Origin of the sequence: Lentzea rhizosphaerae (assembly GCF_042649515.1) — a bacterium.
Lineage (GTDB): Bacteria > Actinomycetota > Actinomycetes > Mycobacteriales > Pseudonocardiaceae > Lentzea > Lentzea aerocolonigenes.
The window spans coordinates 429406-454966 of the sequence record NZ_JBHRZI010000057.1 but is presented as its reverse complement, the minus strand read 5'-3'; the positions used below and the strand labels follow the sequence as shown (position 1 = coordinate 454966).

Sequence of the window (25561 nt, the reverse complement as noted above, 5' to 3'; positions counted from 1 at the left end):
CCCCCCCGCCAAACAACAAGAGGCGACACGCCTGCGACACGCCGATGCTGCGCGCAAGACATCCAGTGCGCGCTGGCTTCCCTGGGGGAGCTTTGCGGCGATACGTGGATCCAGTCGCCTCGACCTCGTTGATCGTCACGACCCTTCTCCAAACTTCTTCAAGTAGGGTCGTGCGTCGCTGACGCATCTGGGTCGGCCGTGTCCTTGCCAGTAGGTTTCAAGTAGAACGTGAAGCAGCCTGTTTCTGCAGGTCACAAGCTTGCGGCTGTGCGAAGGGGAGTTGCAGGTAGTTTCGAGTAGCCAACTCCAGACCTTCCGGCGCACTCGGGCGGATCTGTTCCAGCCCATCGGCGAAGAAGTTCCCAACGCCCGCCGACAAGGGTGCGGCGCTGAACACCTACGAGGTCGCGGAAGAACTCGCGAAGCGCCTCTGATCCGTCCCGCTGTCGCCGCCCGGCCAGGTAGGGTCGGGCGGCGATGGGGGAGATCGAGTGGATCAGGCCGCCCCGCCTCACCGAGGTCGTGGCCGCCTATCAAGGGTTTGCCGCGGGTGCGGGTGTCCGAACAGGACTGGTCGACCAGCTGGTCGCGTGTTCTGCCGACGATCCCGCGAAGGCGCTGGCGGAGTGGGCCGCGAAGCCCGCCGTGCAGCCGGATCTGGTGTCCCGGCAGGGTGCCCGTGACCAGGTCGAGGTCCGCTACCGCGGCAAGATCAGGTCGCAGGGGCCCGGAGCGTTGATCTGGGCGCTGCCCGCCGCCGTCCAGCGTCTCGACGAGGACCGGATCCGCGAGCTCGTCGCGCTCACGCACGGCCCGGACTCCCCGGCCGTCGAAGCCGTGGTCCTGCTGGCCGACCACCTCTTCACGTCGTCGGAGCTCGACCCTCCCGACGCCGACCCGTTCACCGCCGCGGGTGCGCTGGCGCAGGCCGTGCGCGGTGAGGGCCGGGGTGTCGCGCGGGCGATCGCCGGTGCCTTGCAGGGTGGGCCGGAGCACGAGATCCGGCAGGTCGCCGAAGAGCTGTACCGGAGGTCGTGGTGAGCAGGCCGTTGACCCCGATGGAACACCTGCTGCAGAAGTACGAAGGCGACGTCAACGGCTTCGGCCACCACGCGGCGCACGGTGAGCTGCTCGTTCCCGGTGAGTCGCTGCTGACCGACGTCGAGGTGCTCGACGTCTACACGGACGAGTCGCGGATGCCGGCGGACGTCGAGCAGTGGAACCGCCTCCCGTTGCACACGATCCTGAGCAGGCTCGTCGAGAGCTCTCCGCAGCGGCTGCACGTGAATCCCGGTCAGCCGTTCGACACCGAGTTCGACTTCACCGAACTGGGTGACGCCGCCGCGCAGCACATGCGGACCTGCGGGTGCGGTGAACGGCCGTCCGCCGCGCGCGAGGCCCGCCGCTGGGCCGATGCCGCGGGCCGCAGGTTCTTCGTGGTGCGGCACAAGGACAACGCACGGCTGCGCGGGTGCCTGACCGCGGGTGCGATCGGTGACGCGCTCGGTGCGAACACCGAGAACCTGCCGATGGAGGTCATCCACGAACGGCACGGCCCGGACGGCATCACGGACCTGCCGGAGAAGCCGGACATCACCGACGACACCCAGATGACGCTGTTCACGTTCGAGGCGGTCATCAGGTGGCACGTCCTCGAACGACTCAGCGGTCCCGCGGATCTCACCGCCGTCACCCAGAACGCCTACCAGCGGTGGCTGCACACGCAGAAAACGCCGTGGGAGAAGGCACGCGGAGCTCTGTCCACTCTGGAGGAACCGGACGGCTGGCTGATCACGCACCGGGACCTCTTCCGGATGCGCGCACCCGGACTCACGTGCACGAGCGCGTTGCAGGAGTTCGCCCGCACCGGCGAGCAGGCCTCGATCACCAAGCCCGTCAACAACTCCAAGGGCTGCGGCGGAGCCATGAGGGTCGCACCGGTCGCGCTCGCCGACGAGGACCCGGCGATGGTGTTCGCGCTGGCGGCCGCCAACGCCGCGCTGACCCACGGCCACCCGAGCGGCTACCTGTCGGCCGGCGTGTTCGCCGTGCTGGTGCACCAGCTGTTGCGCGGCAGGGGTTTGCCGGAAGCGCTCGAGGTGGCGGTCGACTCGCTCGTCCGGCGCGAGGACCACGAAGAAGTCGTCGCCGCCATCGAGCACGCCGTCGAACTGGCCGCGCTGGGGGAGCCGAGCGTGGCGCGGGTCGAGGAGCTGGGGCGCGGCGGCGTCGGCGACACCGCGCTCGCGATCGCGCTGTACTCGGCGCTGGTGACCGACGACCCCAACGAGGCGTTGCTGATCTCGGTCAACCACGGCGGCGACAACGACTCGACGGCGTCGATGTGCGGCAACCTCGTCGGCGCGCTGCACGGCATCGGCAAGATCCGCCCGGACTGGGTCGAGCGCGTGCAGTTCCGGGACGTCATCGACCGGATGGTCGGGGACTGGGAGCTCGAGAACAGCCCGGCCGCGCCGGTGGCACAGGAGTGGTTCACCCGCTACCCACCGTCCTAGTGCCGTGACCGCTGACCTCTGCCGCGTCTTCGGCGCTCAGCAGGGCGCCTCGCGGCACCGGCCCCACGCCCACAGCCAACCAGGATGAGGACGTGGGGCCGGCACCGCGATGCACCCGTCTGACCACCGAATACGGGGCAAAGGTCAGCGGCCACGGCACTAGGGTGATGTTCATGGCGGAGAGCGACGAGCAGTACGACGCGCTGGGTGCGATCTACGAGCGCGCCAAGCACATCCCCACCGGGCTGGCCGAGCGCGCCACCCTGCTGTCCGCGGTCGGTGACCTGCGCGGCAAGTCGGTGCTGGACGTGGCCTGCGGCACCGGGTTCTACGCCAGGCTCTTCCACGACCTCGGCGCGACGACGGTCATGGGCGTCGACTCGGCCGGCGAGATGATCGGCTACGCCCGCCACGTCGAGAAGCGCGAGCGGCGCGGCATCACCTACGAGCAGCACGACGCGACCACCCTGCCGGTGCTCGGCGAGTTCGACGTGGTGACCGCGGTGTGGCTGCTCGGCTACGCGGACGACGTGCCCGCCCTCGACGCCATGGTCACGAACCTCATCACCAACCTCGCTCCCGGCGGACGGCTCGTGGTGCTCGTGCCGAACCCGGAACCGGACTGGGAGCTGTACGCGAAGTACGGCCGCTACGGCTACGAGATCATCCCGACCGGCCCGATGGACCTGAAGCAGCCGGTCAGGGTGCAGGTCCTCGGCGACCCGCCGTTCGACTTCGACTCCTTCTACTGGGAGCGCGGCGTGTTCGACGGCGCGCTCGCCCGTGCGGGCCTGACGGAGGTCACCCGCCAGCCCGTCGTGGTGCCGGACGAAGAGGAGTCCTGGGACGCGCTGCTGCAGTGCCCGAGCTTCGGCGTCTTCACCGCTGTGCGGTCCGCGTGATCGTCCTCGCGGTGGACCTCGGCACCACCGCCACCAAGGTCGTCGCGGTCGACGCGCAGGCTCGCGTCGTCGCCTCGACCGAGCGCACGTACCCGATGCGCACCAGCGGTCTCGAAGCCGCGCACGACCCTCAGCACGTGCTCGACGCCGCGTTCGACGCCCTGCGCGAGCTGGCGTCCGACGACGTCCGCGCCATCTCGCTGACCGGTGCCATGCACTCGATCATGGGTCTCGACGCCGACCTGCGTCCGGTCACCGAGTCGCTGAGCTGGGCCGACAACCGCGCGGTCGAGCAGACCGAACGCCTGCGCGGGACGGCGGAGGGCCGCGAGCTGCACCAGGCGACCGGTGCGCCGATCCACTCGTTCACGCCGCTGATGAAGCTCGCCTGGTTCCACGAGAACGGCGTCCGTGCCACGAAGTGGTGCGAGATCAAGGACTTCGTGCACCTGCACCTCACCGGTGAGCTGATCAACGAGCACTCGTGCGGCTCTGGCACGGGCCTGATGAACGTCAACACCCTGCAGTGGCACGAGCCGTCGCTGGAGTTCGCGGGCATCACCGCGGACCAGCTCCCGCCGCTCGTCGAACCCACCCACTCGACGCCCCTCAAAGCCGAGATCCCCGGTCTGCGCAAAGGCATTCCGGTCATCGTCGGCGGCGGTGACGGGCCGCTCGGCAACCTGGGCGTCGGTGCGGCCACGCCCGGCGCCGGCGCGGTCTCGCTCGGCACGTCGGGAGCACTCCGCGTGGCGCAGCAGGGGCCCGGGGTCGACGCGGAGGGCCGCACGTTCAGCTACGCGATCGCCGAGGGACTCTGGGTCCGCGGCGGCGCGATCAGCAACGGCGGTGTCGTCGCGCAGTGGGCGTCGGAGACGTTCGGCATCCCCATCGGCGATCTTCTCGACCAGGCTTCGACGGCCGACTCGGACGGTCTCGTCGCGCTGCCGTACCTGCTGGGGGAACGCGCGCCGTGGTGGGACCCGACCGCGCACGCCGCCCTGCTCGGCCTGCGTCGCGAACACACCCCGCAGCAGATCACCAAGGCCCTGGTCGAGGGCGTGTGCCAGCAGCTGGCGCTGGTGCTCGAAGCCGTCCCGCACGTGACGTCGTTGCGGATCACCGGCGGCGCCTTCCGCGCCCCGGTGTGGGCGCAGACGTTGGCGAACGCGCTCGGCATGCCGTTGCACCTCACCGAGGACACCGGCGGGTCGGCCGTGGGCGCGGCGCTGCTGGCGTGGCGCGCGCTCGACGAGATCCCGAGCCTGACCGTCGACCTCGTGCGGCCGATCCGGACGATCACGCCGGACGAGGACGCGATCAGGCGGTATGCGAAGGCACGGCCGTTCGTGGCGAAGGCGTACCGGGCGCTGGAGGAGCTGTACAGCGAGGACACCGGCCCCAGAACGTGACCTCGGCACGTTCGACGTGGAACCCGGCGAGCTCGACCGCCGGCTCGAAGACGCAGACCACGTCCTCGATCCGCCCGCATTCGCGACACACGAGGTGGTCCAGTGCTGGCACCCGACCACTCTAGTGCTGCGATCTTGAACACATCAAGAAAACGAAGGGTTAAACATTTTGCCATCCCGGTGAGGATGGACTTGTGGATCTCGCCCCCTTCAAACACGTTCTCATGCTGCCCAGGGTTCGTTCGCTCGCGTTGTTGATGTTCTTCGCGAGGATGCCTCCCGCAGCGACCGGCGTGATCCTCACGTTGCACGTCGCGGTCACGCTCGACCGGGGATACGGCGCTGCCGGACTGGTCGGCGCCGCGGGCACGATCGGCATGGGGCTCGGCGCTCCGATGATGGGCAGGCTGGTCGACGAACGCGGCCTGCGCGCGATGCTGAGGGTGAGCGTCACGGCGACCGCGGTGTTCTGGCTCACCGCGCCGTTGATGGGCTACTGGACGTTGCTGATCAGCTCGTTCGCCGTCGGTCTGCTCGGCGTGCCGATGATGTCGATCGGCCGGCAGGTCATCACCGCGCTCGTCCCGGACAGCCAGCGGCGGGTCGCGTTGTCGGTCGACTCGATCTCGGTCGAGCTGTCGTTCATGGGTGGGCCCGCGCTCGGCGTGTTCGTGGCGACGAAGTTCTCCACCAACGCCGCGTTGATGTTCATCGGCGCGTCGCTCCTGGTCGCGGGCGTGCTGCTGTACTGGGCGAACCCGCCGATGGTCCACGAGGACGAGGTCGTCGACGGACCGAAGCCGAGGATCGTGGAGTGGATGCGCGGCCGGATCGTCGGCGTGCTGGTCGTGTGCACGGGCGCGACCGTGTGTCTCGCCGGCATGGAGGTCTCGGCGATCGCGTCGCTGGAGCACATCGGCGAGCAGAGTTGGCTCGGCGCGGTGTTCTTCGCGATGTGCGCGGCGTCGATCGTGGGCGGTCTGGTCTACGGCGGCGTGAAGAGGGCGCCCAGCGTGCTGGTCCTGCTCGCGCTGATGGCGGCGTTCGAGATCCCGGTCGGACTGGGCGATGGCAACGTGCTGCTGCTGTGCCTGCTCCTCGTTCCGATGAACCTCATGTGCGCGCCGTTGATCGCGGCGTGCGGTGAGCAGATCAGCAGGCTCGCGCCGCCGACGGCCCGTGGGCTGGCGATGGGCTTGCAGGGGTCGGCGTTCACCGTCGGCGGCGCGATCGGCGCACCGCTCGCCGGTGTCGCGGTCGACCGCGGCGGCGCTCCTGCCGGGTTCGCGGTCGTCGGCGTGGCCGGGCTCGTGGTGGCGGGTGTCGCCTGGGCGCTCGCCCGGCAACGTAAACCCGTTGCCACCGGGGTGACGATGGCACCGTGAACCTCACCCCGTTCAAGTCCGTCCTGGCGCTGCCCGGGGTACGACCGCTGATGCTGCTGATGCTGTTCGCCAGGATCCCTCCGACGGCGGCCGGCGTCACGGTGACCCTGCACGTCGTCACCACGCTCGACGAGGGGTATGCGGCGGCAGGCTCGGTGGGTTTCGCGACCATGATCGGCCTTGGCCTCGGGTCGCCGCTGATGGGCAAGCTGGTCGACAGCAAGGGCCTGCGGATCACGTTGATGCTCAGCCTGCTGGAGGGCGTCTTCTGGGTCACCGCGCCGTTGATGGACTACTACGTGCTGCTCGTCCTCGCGTTCGCCAACGGTCTGGTGGCGGTGCCGGTGATGTCGATCGGCAGGCAGGCGCTCACGGCGATCGTGCCCGAACCGCAGCGCAGGCCGGCGTTCTCTCTGGACTCGATCTCGGTCGAGCTGTCGTTCATGGTCGGGCCCGCGGCGGGTGTGCTGATCGCGACGAAGTTCTCGTCCGGCATCGCGCTGGTCACGATCGGTGTGGCGATCCTGGTCGCGAGCGCGGTGCTCTTCGTCGTGAACCCGGTGCTGGTGCACGAGGACGAGGTCGCGGAAGGACCGCCGCCGAAGCTGCGGGAGTGGTTGCGCGGGCCGATGATCGCGGCGTTGATCATCCCGTTCGGCGCGACGATGTCGTTGTCGGGGATGGAGATCGCGTCCATCGCCTCGCTGGAGCACGCGGGGAAGCAGACCTGGCTCAGCCTGATCTTCGTGGTGATGTGCGCCGCGTCGGCGTTGGGCGGGCTCGTCTACGGCGGCCTGAAACGGGCGCCGGGAGGGCTGGCCCTGCTGGCGATCATGTCGGCGCTGCTGATCCCGGTCGGCATCGGCGACGGCAACGTGTGGCTGCTGGCGCTCGCGCTCGTTCCGGCGAACCTGGCGTGCGCCCCGACGATCGCCGCCTCGTCCGAGCAGATCGCCAAGATCGCGCCGCCGACGGCACGCGGGCTGGCGCTGGGACTGCAGGGCTCGGCGTTCACGTTCGGCGTCGCGGCCGGGCAGCCGCTCGCGGGGATCGCCGTGGACCACAGCGGACCCCCGCTCGGCTTCGTCGTCGCCGGTCTGGCCGGGCTGACGATCGCCGGACTGGGCTGGGTGCTGTCCCGCCAGCGTCAGGCGGTCTCGGTCACGTCCTGAGCGGAGTTGGCGAGGGCCAGGCCGGTCCGGAGCGCACCGACGGCTTCGGACACGGCCTCTCGGAAGATCCCGCCGACGCCGAGCACGTTCGCGAAGCCGTGGAAGAGGCCTTCGTGCCTGCGCAGCACGACCGGCACGCCCTCCGCGGCCAGTCGTTCCGCGAAGGCCTCGCCCTCGTCGCGCAACGGGTCGTAGCCCGCCGTCGCGATGTAGGTGGGCGGCAGGTTCGAGACGTCCTCGGCCAGCATGATCGACAGGCGCGGGTCGTGGCGGTCCTTGCCTCCGGCGCTGTACTGGTCGAGGAACCAGTCCATCTTCTCGTCGGTCAGGAAGAACCCGTTGCCGAAGATCTCACGTGACCGGCGGCGCACCGACGCGTCGACACCGGGGTAGAAGAGCAGCAGGAACGCGATGTCGACCTCGGCGCCGTGCGCGGTCACCGCGGCCAGGTTGCCGCCCGCGCTGTCGCCGCCCAGCGCGATCCGCTTCGGGTCGATGCCCAGGTCCTCCGCCTTCGCGACGGCGTACCGGAGCACCTCGGCGGCGTCGTCGGCCGCGGCGGGGAACGGCGCCTCGGGGGCCAGCCGGTAGTCGGCCGCCAGCACCCGGACACCGCCCTCCCTCGAGAGGAACCGGCACAGCTGGTCGTGGCTCTCCAGGCTTCCGGTGACCCAGCCACCACCGTGGTAGAAGATCAACAGCGGCGAGCCCTCAGCGAGGCCGTCCGGCGTGTAGAGACGACCGGCGAACTCCCCGATCGTGAGCTCCCGCGTGCTCAGTCCGGTGATCTTCGGACCGGCGACGAGCTTCGAACTCAACTCCAGGTCCAGTCGGCTCTCGGATGCTGACTTCGTGCGCCAATCGGTCCCGGACAACTGCTGGAGCCTCAGCAACAGCTGCGCCTCCGGGTGCAGGTCCTGGCCGTCCAGACGGATCGGGGTACCGGCGATGAGGCGGCGCACCGGACCGGGAAGACCGAACGCGAAGCGCAGTGCACCGGCCAGCACGGCCGCCTGGAAGTTCGACATGTGTTGCACGTTACTAGCGAGTAGCGCTGGATCTCCAGATAGCTGGAGGTGGAAGGATCGATGTCATGACGGTGACGGTGGTGGGCATCGGCGGCTCGATCAGGTCCGACTCGCAGTCCGAGCGGGCGCTGCGGGTGGCGCTCGACGGTGCTCGCGAGCTCGGTGCGCAGACGATCCAGTACAGCGGCCCTGAGCTGGTGCTGCCGTTCTACGACCCGTCCGTGCCGGAACGCACCGACGTCGCTCTTCGCATGGTGGAGGACCTGCGTCGCGCGGACGGCGTGATCCTCGTGTCGCCCGGCTACCACGGCACCGTGTCCGGCCTGGTCAAGAACGCTCTCGACTACATCGAGGACCTGCGCGACGACGAGCGCCCGTACCTCGACGGCCGCGCGGTGGGCACGATCACCGCCGCGTACGGCTGGCAGGCCGCGGTGAACACGCTGTCCGCGGTCCGGTCCATCGTGCACGCGCTGCGCGGCTGGCCGACGCCGCTCGGTGCCGCGATCAACTCCGCGCAGGTCAAGTTCGACGGTGACGGCGCCTGCTCGGACTCCGACGTCGACCGGAACCTGAGGGTGATCGGCCGCCAGGTGGTGGAGTTCGCGCTGCGCCACGCGTCTCAACTCGACGTGAACTGACTCACGATCGGGCAGACAAGTCGTGTGCGATCCGTTGGGTACCAGTGGGTAACAAACCACTGACTCAAGGGAGAGCGGAATGAACACGCTGTACACGGCCGAGGCGACTGCATACGGCGAAGGCCGCAACGGCGAGGTGCGCTCCTCCGACGGCGTGATCGACGAGGTGCTGTCGATCCCGAAGGAGATGGGCGGCCCCGGCGGTGACGCGACCAACCCGGAGCAGCTCTTCGCGGCCGGCTTCGCGGCGTGCTTCAACTCCGCCCTCGCCGCCGTCGCGCGCGCGGGCAAGATTCAACTCCCTTCTTCTGAGGTAACCGCCAAGGTGGGGATCGGCCCGAACGGGACCGGCGGCTTCCAGCTGGCCGTCGAGCTCGCCGTGCACGTCCCCGGTTTCGAACAGGCGGTCGCGGAGAAGCTCGTCGAGCAGGCCCACCAGGTCTGCCCGTACTCGAACGCGACGCGCGGCAACATCGAGGTGGCGCTCACCGTCACCGTCTGAGGAGGCGCGTTCAACCATGGCCAAGAACCCGATCACCAGCCCGCTCTCCGACGCTGATCGCGATGCAGTCGGCGCCGTGCTGCAGGCAGCACTGGTCGACCTCGTCGATCTGTCCCTGGTCGGGAAGCAGGCGCACTGGAACGTGATCGGCAAGAACTTCCGCAGCGTCCACCTGCAGCTGGACGAACTGGTCGTGCTGGCGCGGAACGCCGCCGACCAGGTCGCCGAGCGCGCGGCCGCTCTCGGCGTGACGCCGAACGGCACGGCGAAGACGATCGCCGCGTCGTCCGGCGTGCCCGAGATCGCGTCCGGCTGGCTGAAGGAGGACCAGGTCGTCACGGCGATCACGGCCTCGCTGGCCTCGCTGATCACCCGCATGCGTGCCCGCATCGACGAGACCGACAAGCCGGACCTCGTCACCCAGGACCTGCTGATCGGGATCACGCAGGAACTGGAGCAGGCGCACTGGATGTGGCAGGCGCAGGCCGCCTAGCGCACAGGTTCAGCGCATGAGTTGACGAACGGCCCGCTCCTCGACGGAGCGGGCCTCGTCGACTTTCCGGGCCAGCTCGTCGTAGTCGCCGCCTTCCGCGATCTCCGACCAGAGCCGGCCCGACAGCCGGAACTCCCGCGCCCCGGGAAGTCCCACCTCGTCGAGGAAGTCGGCGTAGAGCGGCCGGGTGGCACCGGGCGCGGTGTACTCGACCTCGAGGCAGTCGTGCAGCCGCTGCCGCACGAAGCCGGGATCGTCGGTCCACCGCTGGGCCCACCCCTTCTTCCCCTTGTCGCGCAACTGTTCGGCGAGCTTGCGCATGCCGGAGAACCCGAAGTTCACGTCGAAGTTGTTGCCCAGCACCGGCCCGGTGAGGTGCTCGCACGTCATCCGCACCGCAGCCGCCACGTCCGGCTCGCCGGTGCGCTCGCCGATGCTGATCATCTCGTGCTTGCCCTGCCCCCAGCCGGTCATGAACTCGGCGAGCGGCTGAACGTGCGTGCCGTGGTTGAGCACGGTGACCACGTCGTCGTCCACGCCGAGCACACCGACCGGGTGCTTCTCCTTGCCCAGCATGCAGATCACCGGCCCGCCGGCCGCCCGCAGCTGCTGTTCGGCCTTGCGCGCGGACGTCGTGGAAGTGACGTCGTGGGCGATGTTCGCGTGCACGAGCGCGGTCGGGATGAACGGCGCGGGGTGGTGCCGCGCGACGATCGTCATCGTGGGCGTGTGGCCCTTGTACTCGAAGACGAAGTACATGAACCCGATGCCGCCGGCGAGCCCGGCGAGCATCGCCTCCGACCACTCGTCGTCGAGCACCTCCCGCAGCAGCCAGGAGTCGTGCATCTCGCCCGTGGGCCGGGCGTCGGCGAGCACGTGGCGGCGTGCGGTGGTGTAGGACTCGCCGGTGCGCTCCATCCGGGCGCGAACCAGGCGCTTGAACGACTTCTGCTCGGTCATGGCGTGCCTTTCGCGGACGCGCACGAGCCGTTCCCCACGCCTCGCTCTGCTCGTCCGGTGGCTTCTCGTGCACACGCTGACCGGCGCCGGGAGGACAGGAATCCCCTTTGCCTCCGCGACGCCGGCCAGCGTGGGTGACCGATCAGGAGGTGAGGCGCTCCGGCAGCGCCGTCACCATCCTAACGTCCGCGAGGCGTGACCACCTGCACTTCCTGGTTCGCGACGTAGGGCGGGTAACCGGGCCGGTCCACCCGCCAGTCCCCGTCGTGGGAGAACATCAGACCTACCCGCACGACGACAGCGGGGTTGACCTTGCTCGTGAACAGCACCTCGTCGTTCTCGGTGATCGTGCCGGGCCCGGTGGGCACGAAGCGCAGGTGACCGGTCGGCAGCGCGGTGAGCGAGCCGGGGACACCCGAGTCGGTGTGCACCTCGCCGTGGGCGGCCCAGGTGGCGGCGCCGAAGCCGACGGCCAGCGGCGGTTCTTCGGGAAAGCTCACCGCGCGCACGAACATCTGATCGGTGCCGGGAGTGCCGGTGGTCGCCGGGCTGGTCACGAACGCCACGACCGGCCGGTCGTCGGCGGTGTGTGCGGTCATGACCACCAGGACCACGTTCACCGCCAGCGACGACGACCGCTCGGCGTACAGCGGGTCGACGTCGCCGTCCGGGGCGCCGGGGCCGCCGGACGCGCGCCAGACCTCCTCGGCGCGGTCGAACAACGCCTCGTCACTCGCCAGCGAACCCCTCAGCGACCAGTCGTCGATGTCGGGGTACGCGGAAGTGATCGTGTGCACGGCGAACCCGACGAGCACCGCGACGACCCCCACCAGGGCGAGTCCGGCCCACGCCGCCACCTGCACCGCGTCCCGGACCCACCCCTGCCCTGCCTGTCTCAACCGGCTGTCCGCTACTTCGCGAGGTGCCGCCGCGCGAAGTCCACCTCGGCCGCCGTCTGCCGCATGGTCTCGGCGACGACCAGCGAGCCGTGCCCGGCGTCGTAGCGGTACATCTCGTACGCGTGGCCGCGTGCCGCGAGTGCGTCCAGGTAGTTGTCGATCTGCCGGATCGGGCAGCGCGGGTCGTTCTCGCCCGCGAGGATCAGCACCGGGGCCGTGACCTGGTCGACGTACGTGAGCGGCGAGCACTCCTTGTACAGCTCGGGCAGTTCCTCCGGCGAGCCGCCGAACAGCGCCCGGTCGAACGCCCGCAGCGGTTCCATCTCGTCCTCGTACGCGGCGAAGTAGTCCGCGACCGGGACGCCCGCGACGCCGACGCTCCAGCGTTCGGGCTGCGTGCCGATGCCGAGCAGGGTCAGGTAGCCGCCCCACGACGCGCCGTTGAGGACCGATTTCGACGGGTCCGTGAGCCCGGACTCGACCGCCCAGTCGTGCACGGCGGCGATGTCCTCGAGCTCGGTGAGGCCCGGCCTGCCCTCGATGGCGTCACGCCACTTCGAGCCGTAGCCGCTGGAACCGCGGTAGTTCACGTGCACGGTGGCGAACCCGGCGTCCAGCCACACCGCGCGGTACGCGGAGAAGCGGTCCTCGTCGGAGGAGTGCGGGCCGCCGTGGATCAGGAAGACCGTCGGGAACGGTCCTTCGCCCTCCGGCTTCGAGACCAGCGCGTGCACGTCGCCGACGAAGACGTCCTCGAGCTTCGCCGACGTCGCGGGCTTCGCGCCCTGCGGCTCGACCAGCACGCTCTCGGTGCCGTCGGTGGCGAGCGCGCGGATGACCGTGGACCTCTCGGCCGACGACCACGAGTACTCGACGGTGCCGTCCGGTCGCACCCCGGCGGAGCCGATCACACCGGGCGCGGTGTCCAGAGTGGACAGTTCGCCGGTCGTGAGGTCGTAGCGGTGCACTGTGTTGCGGGCGTGGTGGGTGTGCACGATCAGCAACCCGGACGCGTCCGGGTACCAGTCGGCGGAGACCTCACCCGGCAGGTCGAGGACGATCTCGCGCTCGGTGTCGGCGGCGACGTCCCAGATCAGCAGCTCCTCGCGGCCGCGGCGCTCGTGCAGCACGAGCAGGCGCTGGTCGCCGCGCACCGGGCTGAACGTGACGGCGTCGAGCCCCTTGCCCTTGCCGTCCCACTTCTCGGCCTTGGTCTCGCCGGTCTCGGCGTCGAGCGCGCGCAGGGCCATGTGCCGGTTGTCGCCGTGCTCGGAGTGGGCGATCACGACCAGCGACTCGTCCTTGGACAGCGCGGACACGCCGGCGTCGTTGACGTGCTGGTAGAGCACCTCGGCCTTCCCGTTGCGGGACAACCAGACCGTGGTGCCGTCGTCGGTCGACGCGGCCACCGCCGTGACGTCGCGCCCGATCTCCAGTCCGGCCGGGTAACCAGGCGTGACGCCGGCAACCGCGGGCTCGGCCTTGCTCCCGTCAGCCTCGAACGGCTCGCGCACCCAGACGCCGAACTCGTCGCCGTCGTGGTCGTCGAACCACCAGATCTCGGTGCCGTCCGGGTTCAACGTGCCGTGCGACGTGCCGTTGGGCCGGTCGGTGACCCTGCGGTGTTCGTCCTTCGCGCGGTCCCAGGCGTAGATCTCCCACACGCCGCTCGCGTTGGAGACGTACAGCGTGCGGTCCGGCGCGTCGTCGGCCCAGCCGGGCAGGCTCATCCGGGGAGCGGTGAACCGCTCGCGCCACCGGGTCTCGGCGGCGGGATCTTCGAAGAGCTGGTCCGGAACGTTCGGAGAGGGGTGCGTCGTCACGCTTCAACACTAGAGTCAGTGGTCGTACTAGGGGGATTTGATATGACGCAACCACCACAACAGTGGGGCACTCGGCCGCCTTACCCACCACAGGCGTATCCGCAGCAGCCACCTCCGGCCCACCACCAGCAACCCTGGCCCGGCTGGCTGCCACCCAAGCCGCCGCACCTCACGATCCTCGCGATCCTCAACTGGATCCTGGCCGCCGGCCTGTTGGCCATCGCGGCGTTCGTGCTGATGAGCTTCCTGATGTCCGGCGCCACGCTGGTCGTCGGCATCCTGCTCGCGGCCGTGGTCGCCGGGTTCGGGGTGCTCAACGCCCTGGGCGCGCTGTCGGTGAACCACCCGCACTTCCCGAACACCGTCGCCTCGCAGATGGCGGGCATCTTCACCGCACTGGTGCTGGCGGTGGCGCTGTTCCGCTCGGTCAGCCGCGGCGTGGCCGAGCTCGTGCCGTCGATGGCCTCCGCGTTGCTGCTCGCGGTCTGCGTCTTCAGCCTGGTCCTGGCGACGCGCCCGGCCGTGAAGCGCTGGATCGTGGCGAAGCACCAGCTGTCGCTCTCGCAGGGGCACCGGCCGAGGAACCGCCGATGACCTTCGAACTGGCCCAGATCAACATCTCGCGGTTGCTCGCGCCGCTGGACAGCCCGCTGCTCAAGGCGTTCGTCGACGCCCTCGACCCGGTGAACGCGGTCGCGGACGCCGCACCCGGTTTCCGCTGGCGGTTGCAGAGCGAGGCGGGCGACGCGACCGCGATCCGCGTCTTCGACGACGACTGGCTGATCGTGAACATGTCCGTGTGGGAGTCGCCGGAGGCCTTGCTGGCCTACGTCTACGGCGACGCCCACCGGTCCGTCCTGCGGGACCGGCGCCAGTGGTTCCACCGCCCGGTCGAGGCCATGACCGCGCTGTGGTGGGTGCCCGCTGGTCACCGGCCGTCCGTCGCCGAGGCCGAGGAGCGTCTGACCCACCTGCGTGCTCACGGTCCGTCGGCCCACGTGTTCACGCTCAAGGATCAATTCGTCGCCGAAGGGAATGTCTAGGTACCCCGGCCGGGTGGGAGTTAATGTTGACGCATGTCCGAAACGATGGATCGCCTCGCCGGCGCTGCCACGTTGGAGGAAGTGCAGCGGATCGTGCGCACCACGGCCCGCTCCTCGCTGGCCGCCCACGGTGCCACGCTGGTGCTGCTCGACAGCGATCTCTGCTACTACGCGGACGAGGACTCGATGAGTCCTTTGTGGAAGGGTCAGCGCTTCCCGGCCGTGAACTGCATCAGCGGCTGGTCGATGCTGCACCGCCAGACCGTGGCGATCAGGGACATCCGCTTCGACGCGAGGATTCCTCAAGAGGCGTACCGGCCGACGTTCGTGCGAAGCCTGCTCATGGCCCCGATCCTGCGCCCAGAACCGCTCGGCGCCATCGGCTGCTACTGGGCCGTCCCCCACGCCGCGACACCTGCCGAGACCGAGACCCTGGAGGCTCTGGCGCTCGCGGCCGGTGAGGCGCTCGAACGCTTCCCCGAGGGCCTGCCCGCGCGGGGCTTCTTCAGCTGACGTCCTCGAAGTGCCGCAGCGTCAACGGCTGCTGCAGGTACTCGTCCTCGTCCGGAAAGGTCACCGGATCGGTGCGCCAGCCCGGTCCCGCGTAGTTCTCGAGTGCCTGCTCGTCCCGCCACCGGCTGACGTACTGCACCTTCCGCGGGTCGGCCAGGTCGACGAGCACCTCGTGCGCCACCAAGCCGTCGTAGGTGTCGGGGAACGTCCTCACCAGACTCCGCACCCGTTCGACGAACTCCTGCTCTCGTCCCGGCTTCACGAGCGCCTCGGACACACGCGTCAGCATGCGCACGATCCTATTGGCGGGTCAGCTCTTCCTCGAAGATCCGGTCGACCTGCCGCGACGCCCGCGTCAACGCCTTGACCGCGACGACGAGCGCCACGAAACCGGCCGCCACCGCAACGGTCACCCAGACCGACGTGAGCAGGTAAACGATCGCCAGCGACTGCGACACCACAATGGCCTTGGCCACCATGACGAGCCGAGACCTGTGGACGGGATTGACAGCGGAGGCGGAGTTCATCAGAACGTCTCCCGACTTTTCAACGAGTGCCGAACACGCAGTCCGTCTTTCGCGTTGATCTCGGAACCCGTTACTTACCGTGAGTTGAATGGTCAACCTTCACTCGAAGAGCTTAACGCTACGTGGGCGTTCCGTAAGGTTTGGTACGGAACGGTGGCGCTGCGTCATGCATCCACGGTGGCTTCCGCAGCCGCCCGTGTCGAGCCGCGTCACACGATCGAGTGGTGTATGAGAATGGCGGTGACTTTTCGCGCGAAAGTCACTGCCATTCGACCCTGGTCAAATTCAGCCGGTGCTCTTCTTGGGTTGCGCGCGGATGACGTTCAGGTCCGGGTCGAGCCACGTGCTCAGGGTTTCGTGGCAGATGACGCCCATCACGCAGCCGTTGCTCGTGCGGACCGCCGGCCAACCGGCGTCGTCATGGCACCCGGTGAACGAGACCGGGCCGCCGGGCTTCTTCGAGGCGTCCAGGCACAACTCGATCTCCAGGGCGAAATCCGGGCTCTCGGCCCTGTGCTCCCTCAGTGGGCGTTGACCACCAGGTCAGTGGTTGCGTAGCGGATCCGCGGCTCAGACAGGGCGATGTCCTCAACGAGCGCGGCGAGCAGACGGTTGTACTGGGCCCGGATGTGCGCGAGGTCCTGCTGGTCGATGTCGTGGGTTTCGTTGAGCGTGAACAACCTCTCCCACTCGGGATCCCACGAGTCAGGCTGCGTCTGGCGCCGGCGGACGAACCCGCTTCGAATCCGGGCGTCCAAGGCCCAGCCCGTGTACTCACTGAAGCAGGCTCCGACGAAATCCTGGTACGCGTCGAACGCTTGCTGGCTGAACAGCGGAGCGACGGAGAAGAACGCCCGATCCATGTCGCGCTTGATCTTGATCACCTCGGGCGGGGTGAGTTCCTTCCACCGCCCGACGAAGGTCAGGTAGCACATCACGTCGTTGATCATGGGAGCGAGCTGCCCGTAGTACTGCAAGCGTGCCTTGATCAGCTCCTGATTGCGCCATTGGCTGGCTTCCCACAACTTGAGCCGCCGGGTCAGCCGGTGGCCGACAACGGCGACTACCAACGGTACGGCGACGGCGGCGAGGGTCTTGACGACATCGAGCACCACGGTCATGTCAGCCACAGTTCGATCCTTGCACGGGCGCCCACCGTCGCGGGCCGAGTGAGGTCACAACGCGGACGTCCGCGGTCACGTCAGGCCGGGGTGGTATTGCTTGGAGAGCCCCGTTCCTGGAACCCGTCACCGGTGTTGACGAGTCGCTGGAGTTCAACGCCTCAGCGTGCCGGCCGTCCTGAGAGGGGTGCAAGATTTTCCCTCGATTCCCCCCGATACTCCCGGCAGAAACAAATCAGCCCCTGTCCACTTACTGTGGACAGGGGCTGATTTGTATCTATTTCAATCGGGGTGACAGGATTTGAACCTGCGACCTCTTCGTCCCGAACGAAGCGCGCTACCAAGCTGCGCCACACCCCGGCTGGGAACGAGTAGAACTCTACATCATGTCCGCGCCAGCTCCGAATCGGACCCCCTCATTTCGCCCCTGACCAGGCGTAACGGGCCGGGGAACGAGGGTCAGCAGCGAAGCCTCCGGAGGGCAGCAGAACCGCACCGGCGCGTACGGCGAAGTGCCCATGCCCGCGGACACGTTCATCCACATGTGCGAACCCCAGCGCGACACACCGCGGGCGCGCGAGCGGTCCAGTTCGCAGTTCGTCACCAGGGCGCCGTAGAACGGCACGCGCAGCTGGCCGCCGTGGGTGTGGCCGGCCATCACGAAGTCGTAGCCGTCGGCGGCGAACGGGTCGAGCACGCGCGGCTCCGGGGAGTGGGTGACTCCCAGGCGCAGCACGGCGTCGGGGTCCGGGGCGCCGGCGATGTCGGCGTAGCGGTCGCGCTTCAGGTGCGGGTCGTCGAGGCCCGCGCAGAAGATCGCCTGGCCGTTGACCATCACGGTCTTGCGCACGTGCGTCAGGTCTTCCCAGCCCCGCTCGACCATGCCGGCGCGGAGGTCGCGCCACGGCAGCGTCACGCCGTGGATGCGCTTGGTCTTGGAGGACGGCAGCAGGTAGCGCACCGGGTTCTTGAGCTTCGGCGCGTAGTAGTCGTTGCTGCCGAAGACGAACACGCCCGGCTTGTCGAGCAACGGGCCGAGCGCGCGCAGCACACCCGGGACGGCGTCCTTGTGCGCGAGGTTGTCGCCCGTGTTGACCACGAAGTCCGGGTTCAGGTCGGCCAGTGCGGCGACCCAGCGCTGCTTCGACACCTGGTTCGGCGTCATGTGCAGGTCTGAGATGTGCAGCACACGGATCGGCCTGGCTCCCGGCGACAGGACCGGCACGGTCGCCGTGCGCAGGGTCCAGTGCCTTCGTTCGATTCCGGCGGCGTACGCGATGGTGGCGGTGCCGACTGCGGCGGTGGCGAGGAGTGCGCGACCGAGCGTGTTCACGTGTCAAGGGTACGGAAGGCGGATAACTCGATCGGCGCGGCATCCGGCGGGCGGTACCGTTCTGCGCCATGGCGGAGTTGAAGACGCGGCTGCAGAACGACCTGACTGCGGCCATGAAGGCGCGGGAGACGGTCACGGCCGGCGCGCTGCGGATGGCGCTCACGGCGGTCACGAACGAGGAGGTCGCGGGCAAGCAGGCCCGTGAGCTCTCGGACGAGGACGTCGTGAAGGTCCTCACGCGCGAGGCGAAGAAGCGCAAGGAGGCCGCGGAGGCGTTCGACGGTGCCGGCCGGGCCGAGAAGGCCGAGCTGGAGCGCCAGGAGCTCGCCGTGCTGGAGGCCTACCTCCCCGCCCAGCTCGACGACTCCGCGCTCGCGTCCATTGTGGACAAGGCCGTCGAGGCCGTTGCCGCGCAGCTCGGTGAGGCGCCGGGGCCCAAGCAGATGGGCCAGGTGATGAAGGCCGTCAACGCCGAGGTCGCCGGGCGCGCCGAGGGTGGCCGGGTGGCCGCCGCGGTGAAGGCCAGGCTCACGAACTGACGGAGAGTGCCGCAGCGGAGGAACCCCGCTGCGGCACCCCTTTCTAAGCAGGTTGCCGAAAGTCCTGTCCGTTCCTGCTCCGTTTGGTGCGAAAAGCACGTTCGGGCGATCTAGCGGCCCGGACGTGCTTTTCGCGCCAAAACCAGCCAGCGCGGTTTCGGGCAAGACTTCCGGCCAGGTGTTCAGAACGCCTTGTCGACCGCGTCCGCGAACTCGCCCATCGACCCGAACTCCAGGTCGTAGCTGTACTCGCCGGACGGTTGCGGCGTCGCGCCCCAGCCCGGCCGGTCGCGCCGCCGGTTGATCCACACCGACGGCAGCCCCTCCCGCTTGGCCGGGACGTGGTCGTGGAAGAGGCTCTGCGCCACGTGCAGCAGGCCGGAACGGTCCACGCCCAACGAGTCGAGCGTGGTGTCCAGCGCCCGGAAGTGGTTCTCCGCGGGCTTGTACCCGCCGACGTCCTCCGCGGTGATGATCGCGGCGAAGTCCCCGCGCAGGTGCCGGTTGCTGCCCGCGAACCCCGCGCGGTGCACATTGGACAGAATGATCAACTGGTAGTGCGAAGCCAGCCGCGCCAACGCATCGGCGGAGTCGGGGAACGCCGGCCAGTCCGGCACCGACGAGCCCAGCCGCTGCGCCCACTCGTCGCTCACCTCGCGGCCCAGGGTGGCACCGGTCCGGCGGAACGCCGTGGCCAGCACGTCCGGGTACAGCCTGAACGGCGTCTCCGCCCCTACGGCTGCCTCGTGCGGGGCGTAGGCGAGCAGCAGCTCCTCGTCGGGAAGATCGAGCCCCTGTTCGCGTGCCCACGGCGAGAGCACGGTGGTGAGGCCTGCTTCCCAGTCGATGAGTGTGCCGTAGCAGTCGAAGCTGAGTGCCTGGAACTTCGTGAGGTCCATGGCTCGAACTGTAATACAGTTGAACTGTAGGGCAACCGGTTAAACTGGCCGCATGTCAGCACTGGACGGTCTCGAGGTGCGCCGCACGACGACGGCCCAGCAGCTCGCCGACGGCCTCGCCGAACGGATCATGGCCGGTGCCTTCGGCCCTGGTGACAGGCTCAGGGAGAGTGCGATCGCGGCCGAGCTGGGCGTCGCGCGCAACACCATCCGCGAGGCCGTCCGCATCCTCGAGCTCACCGGTCTGGTCCGCTACGAGGTCAACCGCGGCGCCGTCGTCATCGCCCCCACGCCGGAGAACGTCGAGGCGCTCTACACCGCCCGCGAACGGCTGGAGACCGCCGCGGTCGTCCGAACCCCACGTCCGGACCAGCTCGATGCGATCACGGCGGCGTTCGAGGAGCTGCGCGAAGCCGCGGAAGCCGGCGACCTGGGCGCGATCGTCGACCGCGACCTCGCCTTCCACCAGGCGATCGTCGCGTTGCTCGACAGCTCCCGGCTCGACGACTTCTTCGCCGCGATGACCAAGGAGCTGCGCTTCTACCTCACGGTCCTGACCAGGTCCGAGACGCCGGACGAGGTCGTCGCCGAGCACCAGGTGATCCTCGACGCCATCCGCCTCGGCGACCGCGACAGAGCGGTCGCCGAGATCCGCGCCCACGTCGACGCGAGCGTTCAGCGCCTCAGGGCGATGCTCTCCTGAGCCTCATCTGGGCTCACCCGGCTCGGTCGGCAGCGTGATCGGCGGTGGCTCGTTCGGATTGCCGGGATTGCCCGGCGTGCCCGGTGGGGCCGGCGGCTGGTTCGACGGTTCCGTCGCCACCGGCGGTGGCACGTACCCGGAGCTCACCGACAGCGTGATCACCGTGCCGCGCAACGCGTTGCCGCGCGGCGACTGGCTCACGACCGTCCCCTTCGGCTGTTCGGAGTTGACCGTCTGCTGGCTCACCTTGTAGCCGGCCTGCTCCAGGATCCGCACGGCGTCGTTGACCTGCCTGCCCACGACGTCGGGCACCTGGATCTCCCTGCCGCCCTTGAGGTAGCGCTGTTCGACCGGCGCCAGCTGCTTCACGGGCAACGACGCGTGCATCTTCGTCATCGTGTCGAACCACGTCCTGGCGGGGATCGTGCCGCCGAAGATGTTGCCGTTGCCGCACAACCGGGGTGCGCCCGCACCGGCCAGGCAGATCGGGCGCGGCGAGGTGCCGTCGTTGAACGTCTGCACGGCGCCCGCGAAGTCGGGCGTCGCGCCGATGAACGCGGCCGACTTGTACTCCTCGGTGGTGCCCGTCTTCCCGATCATCGGGCGGGTCCACTTGGCCGCGCGGGCGGCCGCGGCGGCGGTGCCGCTGCCCTGGTCGTCCTTGCTCATGCCGGCGGCGAGACCGTTCGCCAGGCCTTCGGCCACGACCTGCTCGCACGGCGCCTCGTTGACGGGGACGGCCTTGCCGTTGCGGTCGAGCACCTTGGCGATCGGGGTGGGCGGGCACCACTTGCCGCCGCTCACGATGGTCGCGACGACGTTCGCGAGCTCCAGAGTGGACACCGGCGCCGGCGACAGCGTGAACGACGCGTTGCCGCCGTTCTGCTTGTAGAACTCGGTCTGCGAGATGCGGTTCTGCTTGTCCTTGGCTTTCGGGTCCGGCCGGGTGCCCTGCAGGTTCGTCGCCATCGTCTCGCGCATGCCCAGACGCGACGCCATGTCGACGACGGCGTCCATGCCGGTCTGCTCCTCGAGGATCACGAAGCCGGTGTTCGGCGACGTCGCGAGGGCCTGCTGCAGCGACATCGACGACGGGTAGCTGCCGTCGAAGTTGGAGAGGCAGTACCAGCGCGTGCCGGGCTCACCGGTGCTCGGGCAGCGCTGGGCGCCACCCTTGAACACGCGGGAGACGTGGTGGGTCGGCGTTGCGATGGTGTTCTCGATGCCGAGTCCCTTCTCCAGCGCCGCCGCGGCCGTGAAGACCTTGTAGACCGAACCCGCGCCGAACTTGTTCTCGACACCGCTCGGCAGGTCGTACGTCGTCTGGCGCTGGTCGGCCTTCAGGCCGTAGTCGCGGTTCGCGACGAGCGCCAGCACCTCGTGGCGTTCCTTGCCGGGCCGGACGATCGCCATCGTGTTCGCGATGCCGTCGACGTTCTTGCCGACACCCGCCTCTGCCGCGGCCTTCGCCGTCGAGGTGGCTGCTCTGTCCAAAGTGGTCTGAATGGTGTAGCCACCGGTGCGGAGCTGTTCTTCGCTGAAGCCCGCGCGTTGCAAGTAATTCACAACGTACGAACAGAAGAAACCGTTTTCCGGACCGGCGCCGACACAACCGTTCGGTGGTGTGCGAACGGGGTTCGCGAGACCGAGTCCTTCCTTCTTCGCGGCCTCGCCCGCGTCGCGCGACAGCTTGTCGTTCTCGACCATCCTGTCGATCACTTTGTTGCGCCGGTCCAGCGCCTTGTCCGGATACGCTTCGGGGTCGAGCGCTGACGGACTGTTCACCATTCCCGCGAGCATCGCGGCCTGAGGAACCGTCAACTTGTCCGGCGTGGTGTTGAAGTAAGCCTGTGCCGCCGCCGCGATGCCGTAAATGGTGGAACCGAATGGCACGACGTTCAGGTACCTGGCGAGGATCTCCTCCTTGCCGAGCTTTCGCTCCAGCTGCAGGGAGATCCGGGCCTCGCGCATCTTGCGCGCGATGGTCTGCTCCTGGGCCTTGGCCTGCTCCAGCTTGTTGTTCCGCGCCACGACGTGGACCAGGTAGTTCTTGACGTACTGCTGCGTCAGCGTCGAGGCGCCCTGCGACACCGAGCCGCTGACCTGGTTCGTCAGGCCGGCGCGGATGGTGCCCTTCCAGTCCACGCCCTGGTGCTCGTAGAACCGGCGGTCCTCGACCGAGATCAGCGCCGCCTTCATGGTCGGCGAGATCTTCTCGGGAGGTGTCAGCACTCTGTACTGGTCGAACAGGTAGGCGATCGGCGCCCCGTCCTTGTCGGTGACCGTCGTGATCAGCGGGGGGTCCGTGGTCACGAGGTCGGCCGAGATGCTGTCCACCGTGTCGCTGGCGCGGTTGGACACGAGGCCCGTCGCGCCCACCACTGGGAACAGCATGCCGGCGAGGAGAACCCCAGCCAGCAGGCACAGGCCGAGCATCTTGAGCACGCCATTCCTGACTCGCACGCAGGTCAGCGTACGCCGTACACGAACGGGTGAAGGTGATCAGTAAGGCCCGTTACGCAGCATGAGTAGAAGTGCGCAAGACAGGTAACAGTCGGGTGACCCAGGGTTGGACGTGGAACCGAACGGCACTACAGTCCGTCAACGTCCAAGGAATGTTGCCGTAGCTCGAACGCTACGGCATCCGTGGCAGGGGTGTGGCGGATTTTCCACATTTGGACAGCACTGAGGAGTGGGGGATATGAACCAGGGGGATTGGCGTATCAACGCTTCGTGCCGAGATGAGGAGCCGGACCAGCTCTTCGTCCGAGGTGCGGAGCAGCGCAAGGCGAAGCTCGTGTGCCTGGGTTGCCCAGTTCGCATGGAATGCCTGGCCGAAGCGCTGGACAACAGGATCGAGTTCGGGGTCTGGGGAGGCATGACCGAGCGCGAACGCCGCGCTCTGCTGCGCCGCCGCCCGGACGTCGAATCGTGGCTCGAGCTCCTCGACAACGCACGTCAGGAGCACCTCGAGGACACGAGGGTCGGTTAGCAGCTCACTCCCCGGCGAGCCGCCGACCTATCTCCCGGAGGCCGTCCAGGTCGTGCACGTCCGCGGGCAACGCGGGCACGCCGACCAGCGAAACACCGGGGTGAGCACGTGTGAACCGGGCCAGCAGCCGCTTTTCCCGATCAGCGACTGCGACCCGGTCCGCATGCAGCCGGAGAACCGCCGCGGCGAGCGGCGCCTCACCGGAGCGGTCCAGGTCGTCCGCTGCGGCGAGCGCCTTCGCCGCGGGCAGGTCCGCCGCGAGCACGGGATGAGTCCTGTTCGCGACCAGCCCGCACAACGGCATGCCCTCGGAGCTGAGTCGTTCCACGAAATAGCTCGCTTCGCGCAACGCGTCCGGTTCCGCCGCCGCCACCACCACGAATCCGGTGCCCGGTGAGCGGAGCAGCTCGTACGTGCGCTGGGCGCGTTCGCGGAATCCGCCGAACATGCTGTCGAACGCCTGCACGAACGTCGACGCGTCCTGCAGCAGCTGACCGCCGACGATCGTGGACACCGCACGCGTGAAGAGGCTGAAGCCGGTACCGACGATCTTGAGCAGGCCGCGGCCGCTCGCACGCGCCGGTGCCGACAGCATCCTGATGAACTTGCCGTCGAGCACCGTCGACAGCCGCTGCGGCGCGTCCAGGAAGTCGAGCGCCGACCGCGACGGCGGGGTGTCGACGATGATCAGGTCCCACTCGTCCTGCGCGACCAGCTGACCCAGCTTCTCCATCGCCATGTACTCCTGCGTGCCGGAGAACGACGAGGAAATGGTCTGGTAGAAGGGGTTCGACAGGATCTGGTCGGCCCGGTCGCGGCCCGCGTGGGTCAGCACCATGTCGTCGAACGTGCGACGCATGTCCAGCATCATCGCGAACAGCTCGCCCTTGGGCTCGAAGCCCTCGACGACGACCTCGCGCGGGTGGTTGTCGAGCTCCCGCAGGCCGAGCGACTGCGCCAGTCTGCGCGCCGGGTCGATCGTCAGCACGACGACGCGCCGGCCCCGTTCCGCCGCTCGCAACGCCAGCGCCGCGGCCGTGGTCGTCTTGCCGACACCGCCGGACCCGCAGCACACCAGCACGCGGGTCTCCGGGTCGTCCAGCAACGGGTCGAACGCCAGTTGCGAAAATGAGCTGGTCACCGCACACCCGCCGCGACCAGCACCTCGGCCAGCTCGTACAGCGCGGCCACGTCCACCCCGTCCGTCAGCTCCGGCAGCTCCAGCGTCGGCAGGTCCGACTCGCTGAGCAGCTCCATCGCTTCCTTCTCCGACTGCACGCGGATGGCGTGCTCCACCGTCTCGTCGACCAGACCTTCGAGCGTGAACTCGTCGAGGTCGAGACCCGCGGCCTGCAACCCGGCGCGCACCCGTGACTCGTCGACCCTGCCTTCGGCGGCGACCGAGATCGAACGGGCGGGCAGCCGGATCGGGTTGACCCGGTTGACCAGCACCGCACCCGGTCGCAGATCCGCCGCGTCCAGCTCGGCGACCGCGTCCAGGGTCTCGCGCACGGGCATCTCCTCCAGCAGCGCCACCAGGTGCACCGCGGTGTCACCGGAGTGCAGCAGCCGCACCACGCCCTCGCTCTGCCCCTTGATCGGCCCGACCTTCGCCAGGTCGGCCATGGCCTTGGTGACGTCGAGGAACTTCACCACGCGGCCCGTCGGCGGCGCGTCCAGCACGACGGCGTCGTAGAGGTGGCGTCCGTCGGGACCCGTCCGGTTCACGCACTCCTTGACCTTGCCGGTCAGCAGGACGTCCCGCAGGCCGGGCGCGAGCGTGGTGGCGAACTCGATGGCGCCCATCTTGCGCAACGTCCGGCCCGCGAAGCCGAGGTTGTAGAACATCGCCAGGTACTCGAGCAGCGCGGCCTCCGCGTCGACCGCGAGCGCGTGCACCTCACCGCCGCCCGGCGCGGACGCGATCCGTTCCTCGGAGTAGGGCAGCGGGGGGCGGTCGAAGAGCTGGGCGATGCCCTGCCGGCCCTCGACCTCCACCAGCAGCACCCGGCGGCCACCGGTGGCGAGCGCGAGCGCCAGCGCGGCCGCGATCGTGGTCTTGCCGGTGCCGCCCTTGCCGGAGACCACGTGCAGACGGGCTCGGGTCAGCTCCTCGGTCCACGACGTCACACCTCCAGACTAGGTGCGAAATCGGTCA

The 25561-nt window shown here is 68.9% G+C and carries 28 protein-coding genes and 1 tRNA gene; 15 read left to right on the top strand and 14 right to left on the bottom strand.

What is annotated here, in order from left to right; all coding sequences use genetic code 11:
* Window positions 1-477: 477 nt before the first annotated feature.
* From ACFOWZ_RS46780 to ACFOWZ_RS46755, 6 genes are all read left to right on the top strand, one after another.
* Window positions 478-1041: a hypothetical protein gene (locus tag ACFOWZ_RS46780; RefSeq protein ID WP_382380971.1), complete on the top strand. Its 564-nt coding sequence runs from the start codon at window positions 478-480 to the stop codon at window positions 1039-1041.
* Window positions 1038-2516: an ADP-ribosylglycohydrolase family protein gene (locus tag ACFOWZ_RS46775; RefSeq protein ID WP_382380969.1), complete on the top strand. Its 1479-nt coding sequence runs from the start codon at window positions 1038-1040 to the stop codon at window positions 2514-2516. Before ACFOWZ_RS46780 ends, ACFOWZ_RS46775 begins: the two co-directional genes overlap by 4 nt.
* A 173-nt stretch (window positions 2517-2689) precedes the next feature.
* Complete coding sequence (locus ACFOWZ_RS46770) at window positions 2690-3418, top strand: class I SAM-dependent methyltransferase (RefSeq protein WP_382380967.1); 729 nt, start codon at window positions 2690-2692, stop codon at window positions 3416-3418.
* Window positions 3415-4830: a gluconokinase gene (locus ACFOWZ_RS46765; protein ID WP_382380965.1), complete on the top strand. Its 1416-nt coding sequence runs from the start codon at window positions 3415-3417 to the stop codon at window positions 4828-4830. Before ACFOWZ_RS46770 ends, ACFOWZ_RS46765 begins: the two co-directional genes overlap by 4 nt.
* A 224-nt stretch (window positions 4831-5054) precedes the next feature.
* Window positions 5055-6215 carry an MFS transporter gene (locus tag ACFOWZ_RS46760; RefSeq protein WP_382380963.1) on the top strand — a complete coding sequence of 387 codons (1161 nt, stop codon included), beginning with the start codon at window positions 5055-5057 and terminating at the stop codon, window positions 6213-6215.
* A complete protein-coding gene (locus ACFOWZ_RS46755; RefSeq protein ID WP_382380961.1) occupies window positions 6212-7387 on the top strand; it encodes an MFS transporter in 1176 nt (391 codons plus the stop codon). Before ACFOWZ_RS46760 ends, ACFOWZ_RS46755 begins: the two co-directional genes overlap by 4 nt.
* On the opposite strand, the gene ACFOWZ_RS46750 is transcribed toward ACFOWZ_RS46755, so the two are convergent.
* Window positions 7363-8415, bottom strand: a complete 1053-nt coding sequence (locus ACFOWZ_RS46750) for an alpha/beta hydrolase (protein ID WP_382380959.1) — start codon at window positions 8413-8415, stop codon at window positions 7363-7365. The genes ACFOWZ_RS46755 and ACFOWZ_RS46750 overlap by 25 nt on opposite strands.
* Before the next feature lie 65 nt (window positions 8416-8480).
* Here ACFOWZ_RS46750 and ACFOWZ_RS46745 point away from each other — a divergent pair, with 65 nt between their 5' ends.
* The 3 genes from ACFOWZ_RS46745 to ACFOWZ_RS46735 all read left to right on the top strand — a co-directional run bounded on the left by ACFOWZ_RS46745 (window position 8481) and on the right by ACFOWZ_RS46735 (window position 10051).
* Window positions 8481-9056 (top strand): NADPH-dependent FMN reductase, encoded by a 576-nt coding sequence (locus ACFOWZ_RS46745; RefSeq protein WP_382380957.1) that lies wholly within the window; start codon window positions 8481-8483, stop codon window positions 9054-9056.
* Between the two features lie 79 nt (window positions 9057-9135).
* Entirely contained in the window at window positions 9136-9558 is a 423-nt protein-coding gene (locus ACFOWZ_RS46740; protein ID WP_382380955.1) for an organic hydroperoxide resistance protein, read from the top strand.
* 16 nt (window positions 9559-9574) lie between these two features.
* Entirely contained in the window at window positions 9575-10051 is a 477-nt protein-coding gene (locus ACFOWZ_RS46735; protein WP_382380953.1) for a Dps family protein, read from the top strand.
* A 9-nt stretch (window positions 10052-10060) separates the two neighbouring features.
* On the opposite strand, the gene ACFOWZ_RS46730 is transcribed toward ACFOWZ_RS46735, so the two are convergent.
* From ACFOWZ_RS46730 to ACFOWZ_RS46720, 3 genes are all read right to left on the bottom strand, one after another.
* Window positions 10061-11035, bottom strand: coding sequence for a hypothetical protein (locus ACFOWZ_RS46730; RefSeq protein WP_382380951.1), 975 nt, complete (start codon window positions 11033-11035; stop codon window positions 10061-10063).
* A gap of 155 nt (window positions 11036-11190) precedes the next feature.
* Window positions 11191-11910, bottom strand: coding sequence for a hypothetical protein (locus ACFOWZ_RS46725; RefSeq protein ID WP_382380949.1), 720 nt, complete (start codon window positions 11908-11910; stop codon window positions 11191-11193).
* A gap of 11 nt (window positions 11911-11921) precedes the next feature.
* Window positions 11922-13733 (bottom strand): prolyl oligopeptidase family serine peptidase, encoded by a 1812-nt coding sequence (locus ACFOWZ_RS46720; RefSeq protein ID WP_382380947.1) that lies wholly within the window; start codon window positions 13731-13733, stop codon window positions 11922-11924.
* A 42-nt stretch (window positions 13734-13775) separates the two neighbouring features.
* Between ACFOWZ_RS46720 and ACFOWZ_RS46715 the strand changes: the two genes are divergently transcribed.
* From ACFOWZ_RS46715 to ACFOWZ_RS46705, 3 genes are read left to right on the top strand one after another with little or no spacing between them, the layout of a single operon-like run.
* Window positions 13776-14327: a hypothetical protein gene (locus ACFOWZ_RS46715; protein ID WP_382380945.1), complete on the top strand. Its 552-nt coding sequence runs from the start codon at window positions 13776-13778 to the stop codon at window positions 14325-14327.
* Window positions 14324-14776: a DUF3291 domain-containing protein gene (locus ACFOWZ_RS46710; RefSeq protein ID WP_382380943.1), complete on the top strand. Its 453-nt coding sequence runs from the start codon at window positions 14324-14326 to the stop codon at window positions 14774-14776. Before ACFOWZ_RS46715 ends, ACFOWZ_RS46710 begins: the two co-directional genes overlap by 4 nt.
* A 33-nt stretch (window positions 14777-14809) precedes the next feature.
* Window positions 14810-15289 (top strand): GAF domain-containing protein, encoded by a 480-nt coding sequence (locus tag ACFOWZ_RS46705; RefSeq protein WP_382380941.1) that lies wholly within the window; start codon window positions 14810-14812, stop codon window positions 15287-15289.
* Here the strand turns inward: ACFOWZ_RS46705 and ACFOWZ_RS46700 are convergent.
* From ACFOWZ_RS46700 to ACFOWZ_RS46675, 6 genes are all read right to left on the bottom strand, one after another.
* Window positions 15282-15578 carry an antibiotic biosynthesis monooxygenase family protein gene (locus tag ACFOWZ_RS46700; protein WP_382380939.1) on the bottom strand — a complete coding sequence of 99 codons (297 nt, stop codon included), beginning with the start codon at window positions 15576-15578 and terminating at the stop codon, window positions 15282-15284. The two genes, ACFOWZ_RS46705 and ACFOWZ_RS46700, sit on opposite strands and share 8 nt — an antisense overlap.
* Window positions 15579-15588: 10 nt before the next feature.
* Window positions 15589-15816: a hypothetical protein gene (locus ACFOWZ_RS46695; protein WP_382380937.1), complete on the bottom strand. Its 228-nt coding sequence runs from the start codon at window positions 15814-15816 to the stop codon at window positions 15589-15591.
* A gap of 285 nt (window positions 15817-16101) precedes the next feature.
* Entirely contained in the window at window positions 16102-16293 is a 192-nt protein-coding gene (locus ACFOWZ_RS46690) for a hypothetical protein (RefSeq protein ID WP_382380935.1), read from the bottom strand.
* 44 nt (window positions 16294-16337) lie between these two features.
* A complete protein-coding gene (locus tag ACFOWZ_RS46685) occupies window positions 16338-16946 on the bottom strand; it encodes a hypothetical protein (protein ID WP_382380933.1) in 609 nt (202 codons plus the stop codon).
* A gap of 277 nt (window positions 16947-17223) precedes the next feature.
* Window positions 17224-17297, bottom strand: a tRNA-Pro gene (locus ACFOWZ_RS46680).
* Between the two features lie 19 nt (window positions 17298-17316).
* Window positions 17317-18270, bottom strand: coding sequence for a metallophosphoesterase (locus ACFOWZ_RS46675; protein WP_382380931.1), 954 nt, complete (start codon window positions 18268-18270; stop codon window positions 17317-17319).
* 68 nt (window positions 18271-18338) lie between these two features.
* Here ACFOWZ_RS46675 and ACFOWZ_RS46670 point away from each other — a divergent pair, with 68 nt between their 5' ends.
* Complete coding sequence (locus tag ACFOWZ_RS46670) at window positions 18339-18809, top strand: GatB/YqeY domain-containing protein (protein WP_382380929.1); 471 nt, start codon at window positions 18339-18341, stop codon at window positions 18807-18809.
* 182 nt (window positions 18810-18991) lie between these two features.
* On the opposite strand, the gene ACFOWZ_RS46665 is transcribed toward ACFOWZ_RS46670, so the two are convergent.
* Window positions 18992-19708: an HAD-IA family hydrolase gene (locus ACFOWZ_RS46665; protein ID WP_382380927.1), complete on the bottom strand. Its 717-nt coding sequence runs from the start codon at window positions 19706-19708 to the stop codon at window positions 18992-18994.
* Between the two features lie 52 nt (window positions 19709-19760).
* Between ACFOWZ_RS46665 and ACFOWZ_RS46660 the strand changes: the two genes are divergently transcribed.
* On the top strand, window positions 19761-20411 hold the full coding sequence (locus ACFOWZ_RS46660; protein ID WP_382380925.1) for a GntR family transcriptional regulator: 651 nt from the start codon (window positions 19761-19763) through the stop codon (window positions 20409-20411).
* Between the two features lie 3 nt (window positions 20412-20414).
* Here ACFOWZ_RS46660 and ACFOWZ_RS46655 read toward each other — a convergent pair whose 3' ends face one another.
* A complete protein-coding gene (locus ACFOWZ_RS46655) occupies window positions 20415-22874 on the bottom strand; it encodes a penicillin-binding protein (RefSeq protein WP_382380923.1) in 2460 nt (819 codons plus the stop codon).
* 238 nt (window positions 22875-23112) lie between these two features.
* Between ACFOWZ_RS46655 and ACFOWZ_RS46650 the strand changes: the two genes are divergently transcribed.
* The gene (locus ACFOWZ_RS46650) at window positions 23113-23403 is read left to right on the top strand and encodes a WhiB family transcriptional regulator (RefSeq protein ID WP_030469466.1); all 291 of its coding nucleotides are present in this window, start codon (window positions 23113-23115) and stop codon (window positions 23401-23403) included.
* 4 nt (window positions 23404-23407) lie between these two features.
* Here the strand turns inward: ACFOWZ_RS46650 and ACFOWZ_RS46645 are convergent, their stop codons facing one another.
* Window positions 23408-24544 (bottom strand): ArsA family ATPase, encoded by a 1137-nt coding sequence (locus ACFOWZ_RS46645; protein WP_382380921.1) that lies wholly within the window; start codon window positions 24542-24544, stop codon window positions 23408-23410.
* Window positions 24541-25533: an ArsA-related P-loop ATPase gene (locus tag ACFOWZ_RS46640; protein WP_382380919.1), complete on the bottom strand. Its 993-nt coding sequence runs from the start codon at window positions 25531-25533 to the stop codon at window positions 24541-24543. Before ACFOWZ_RS46640 ends, ACFOWZ_RS46645 begins: the two co-directional genes overlap by 4 nt.
* Window positions 25534-25561: the final 28 nt, after the last annotated feature.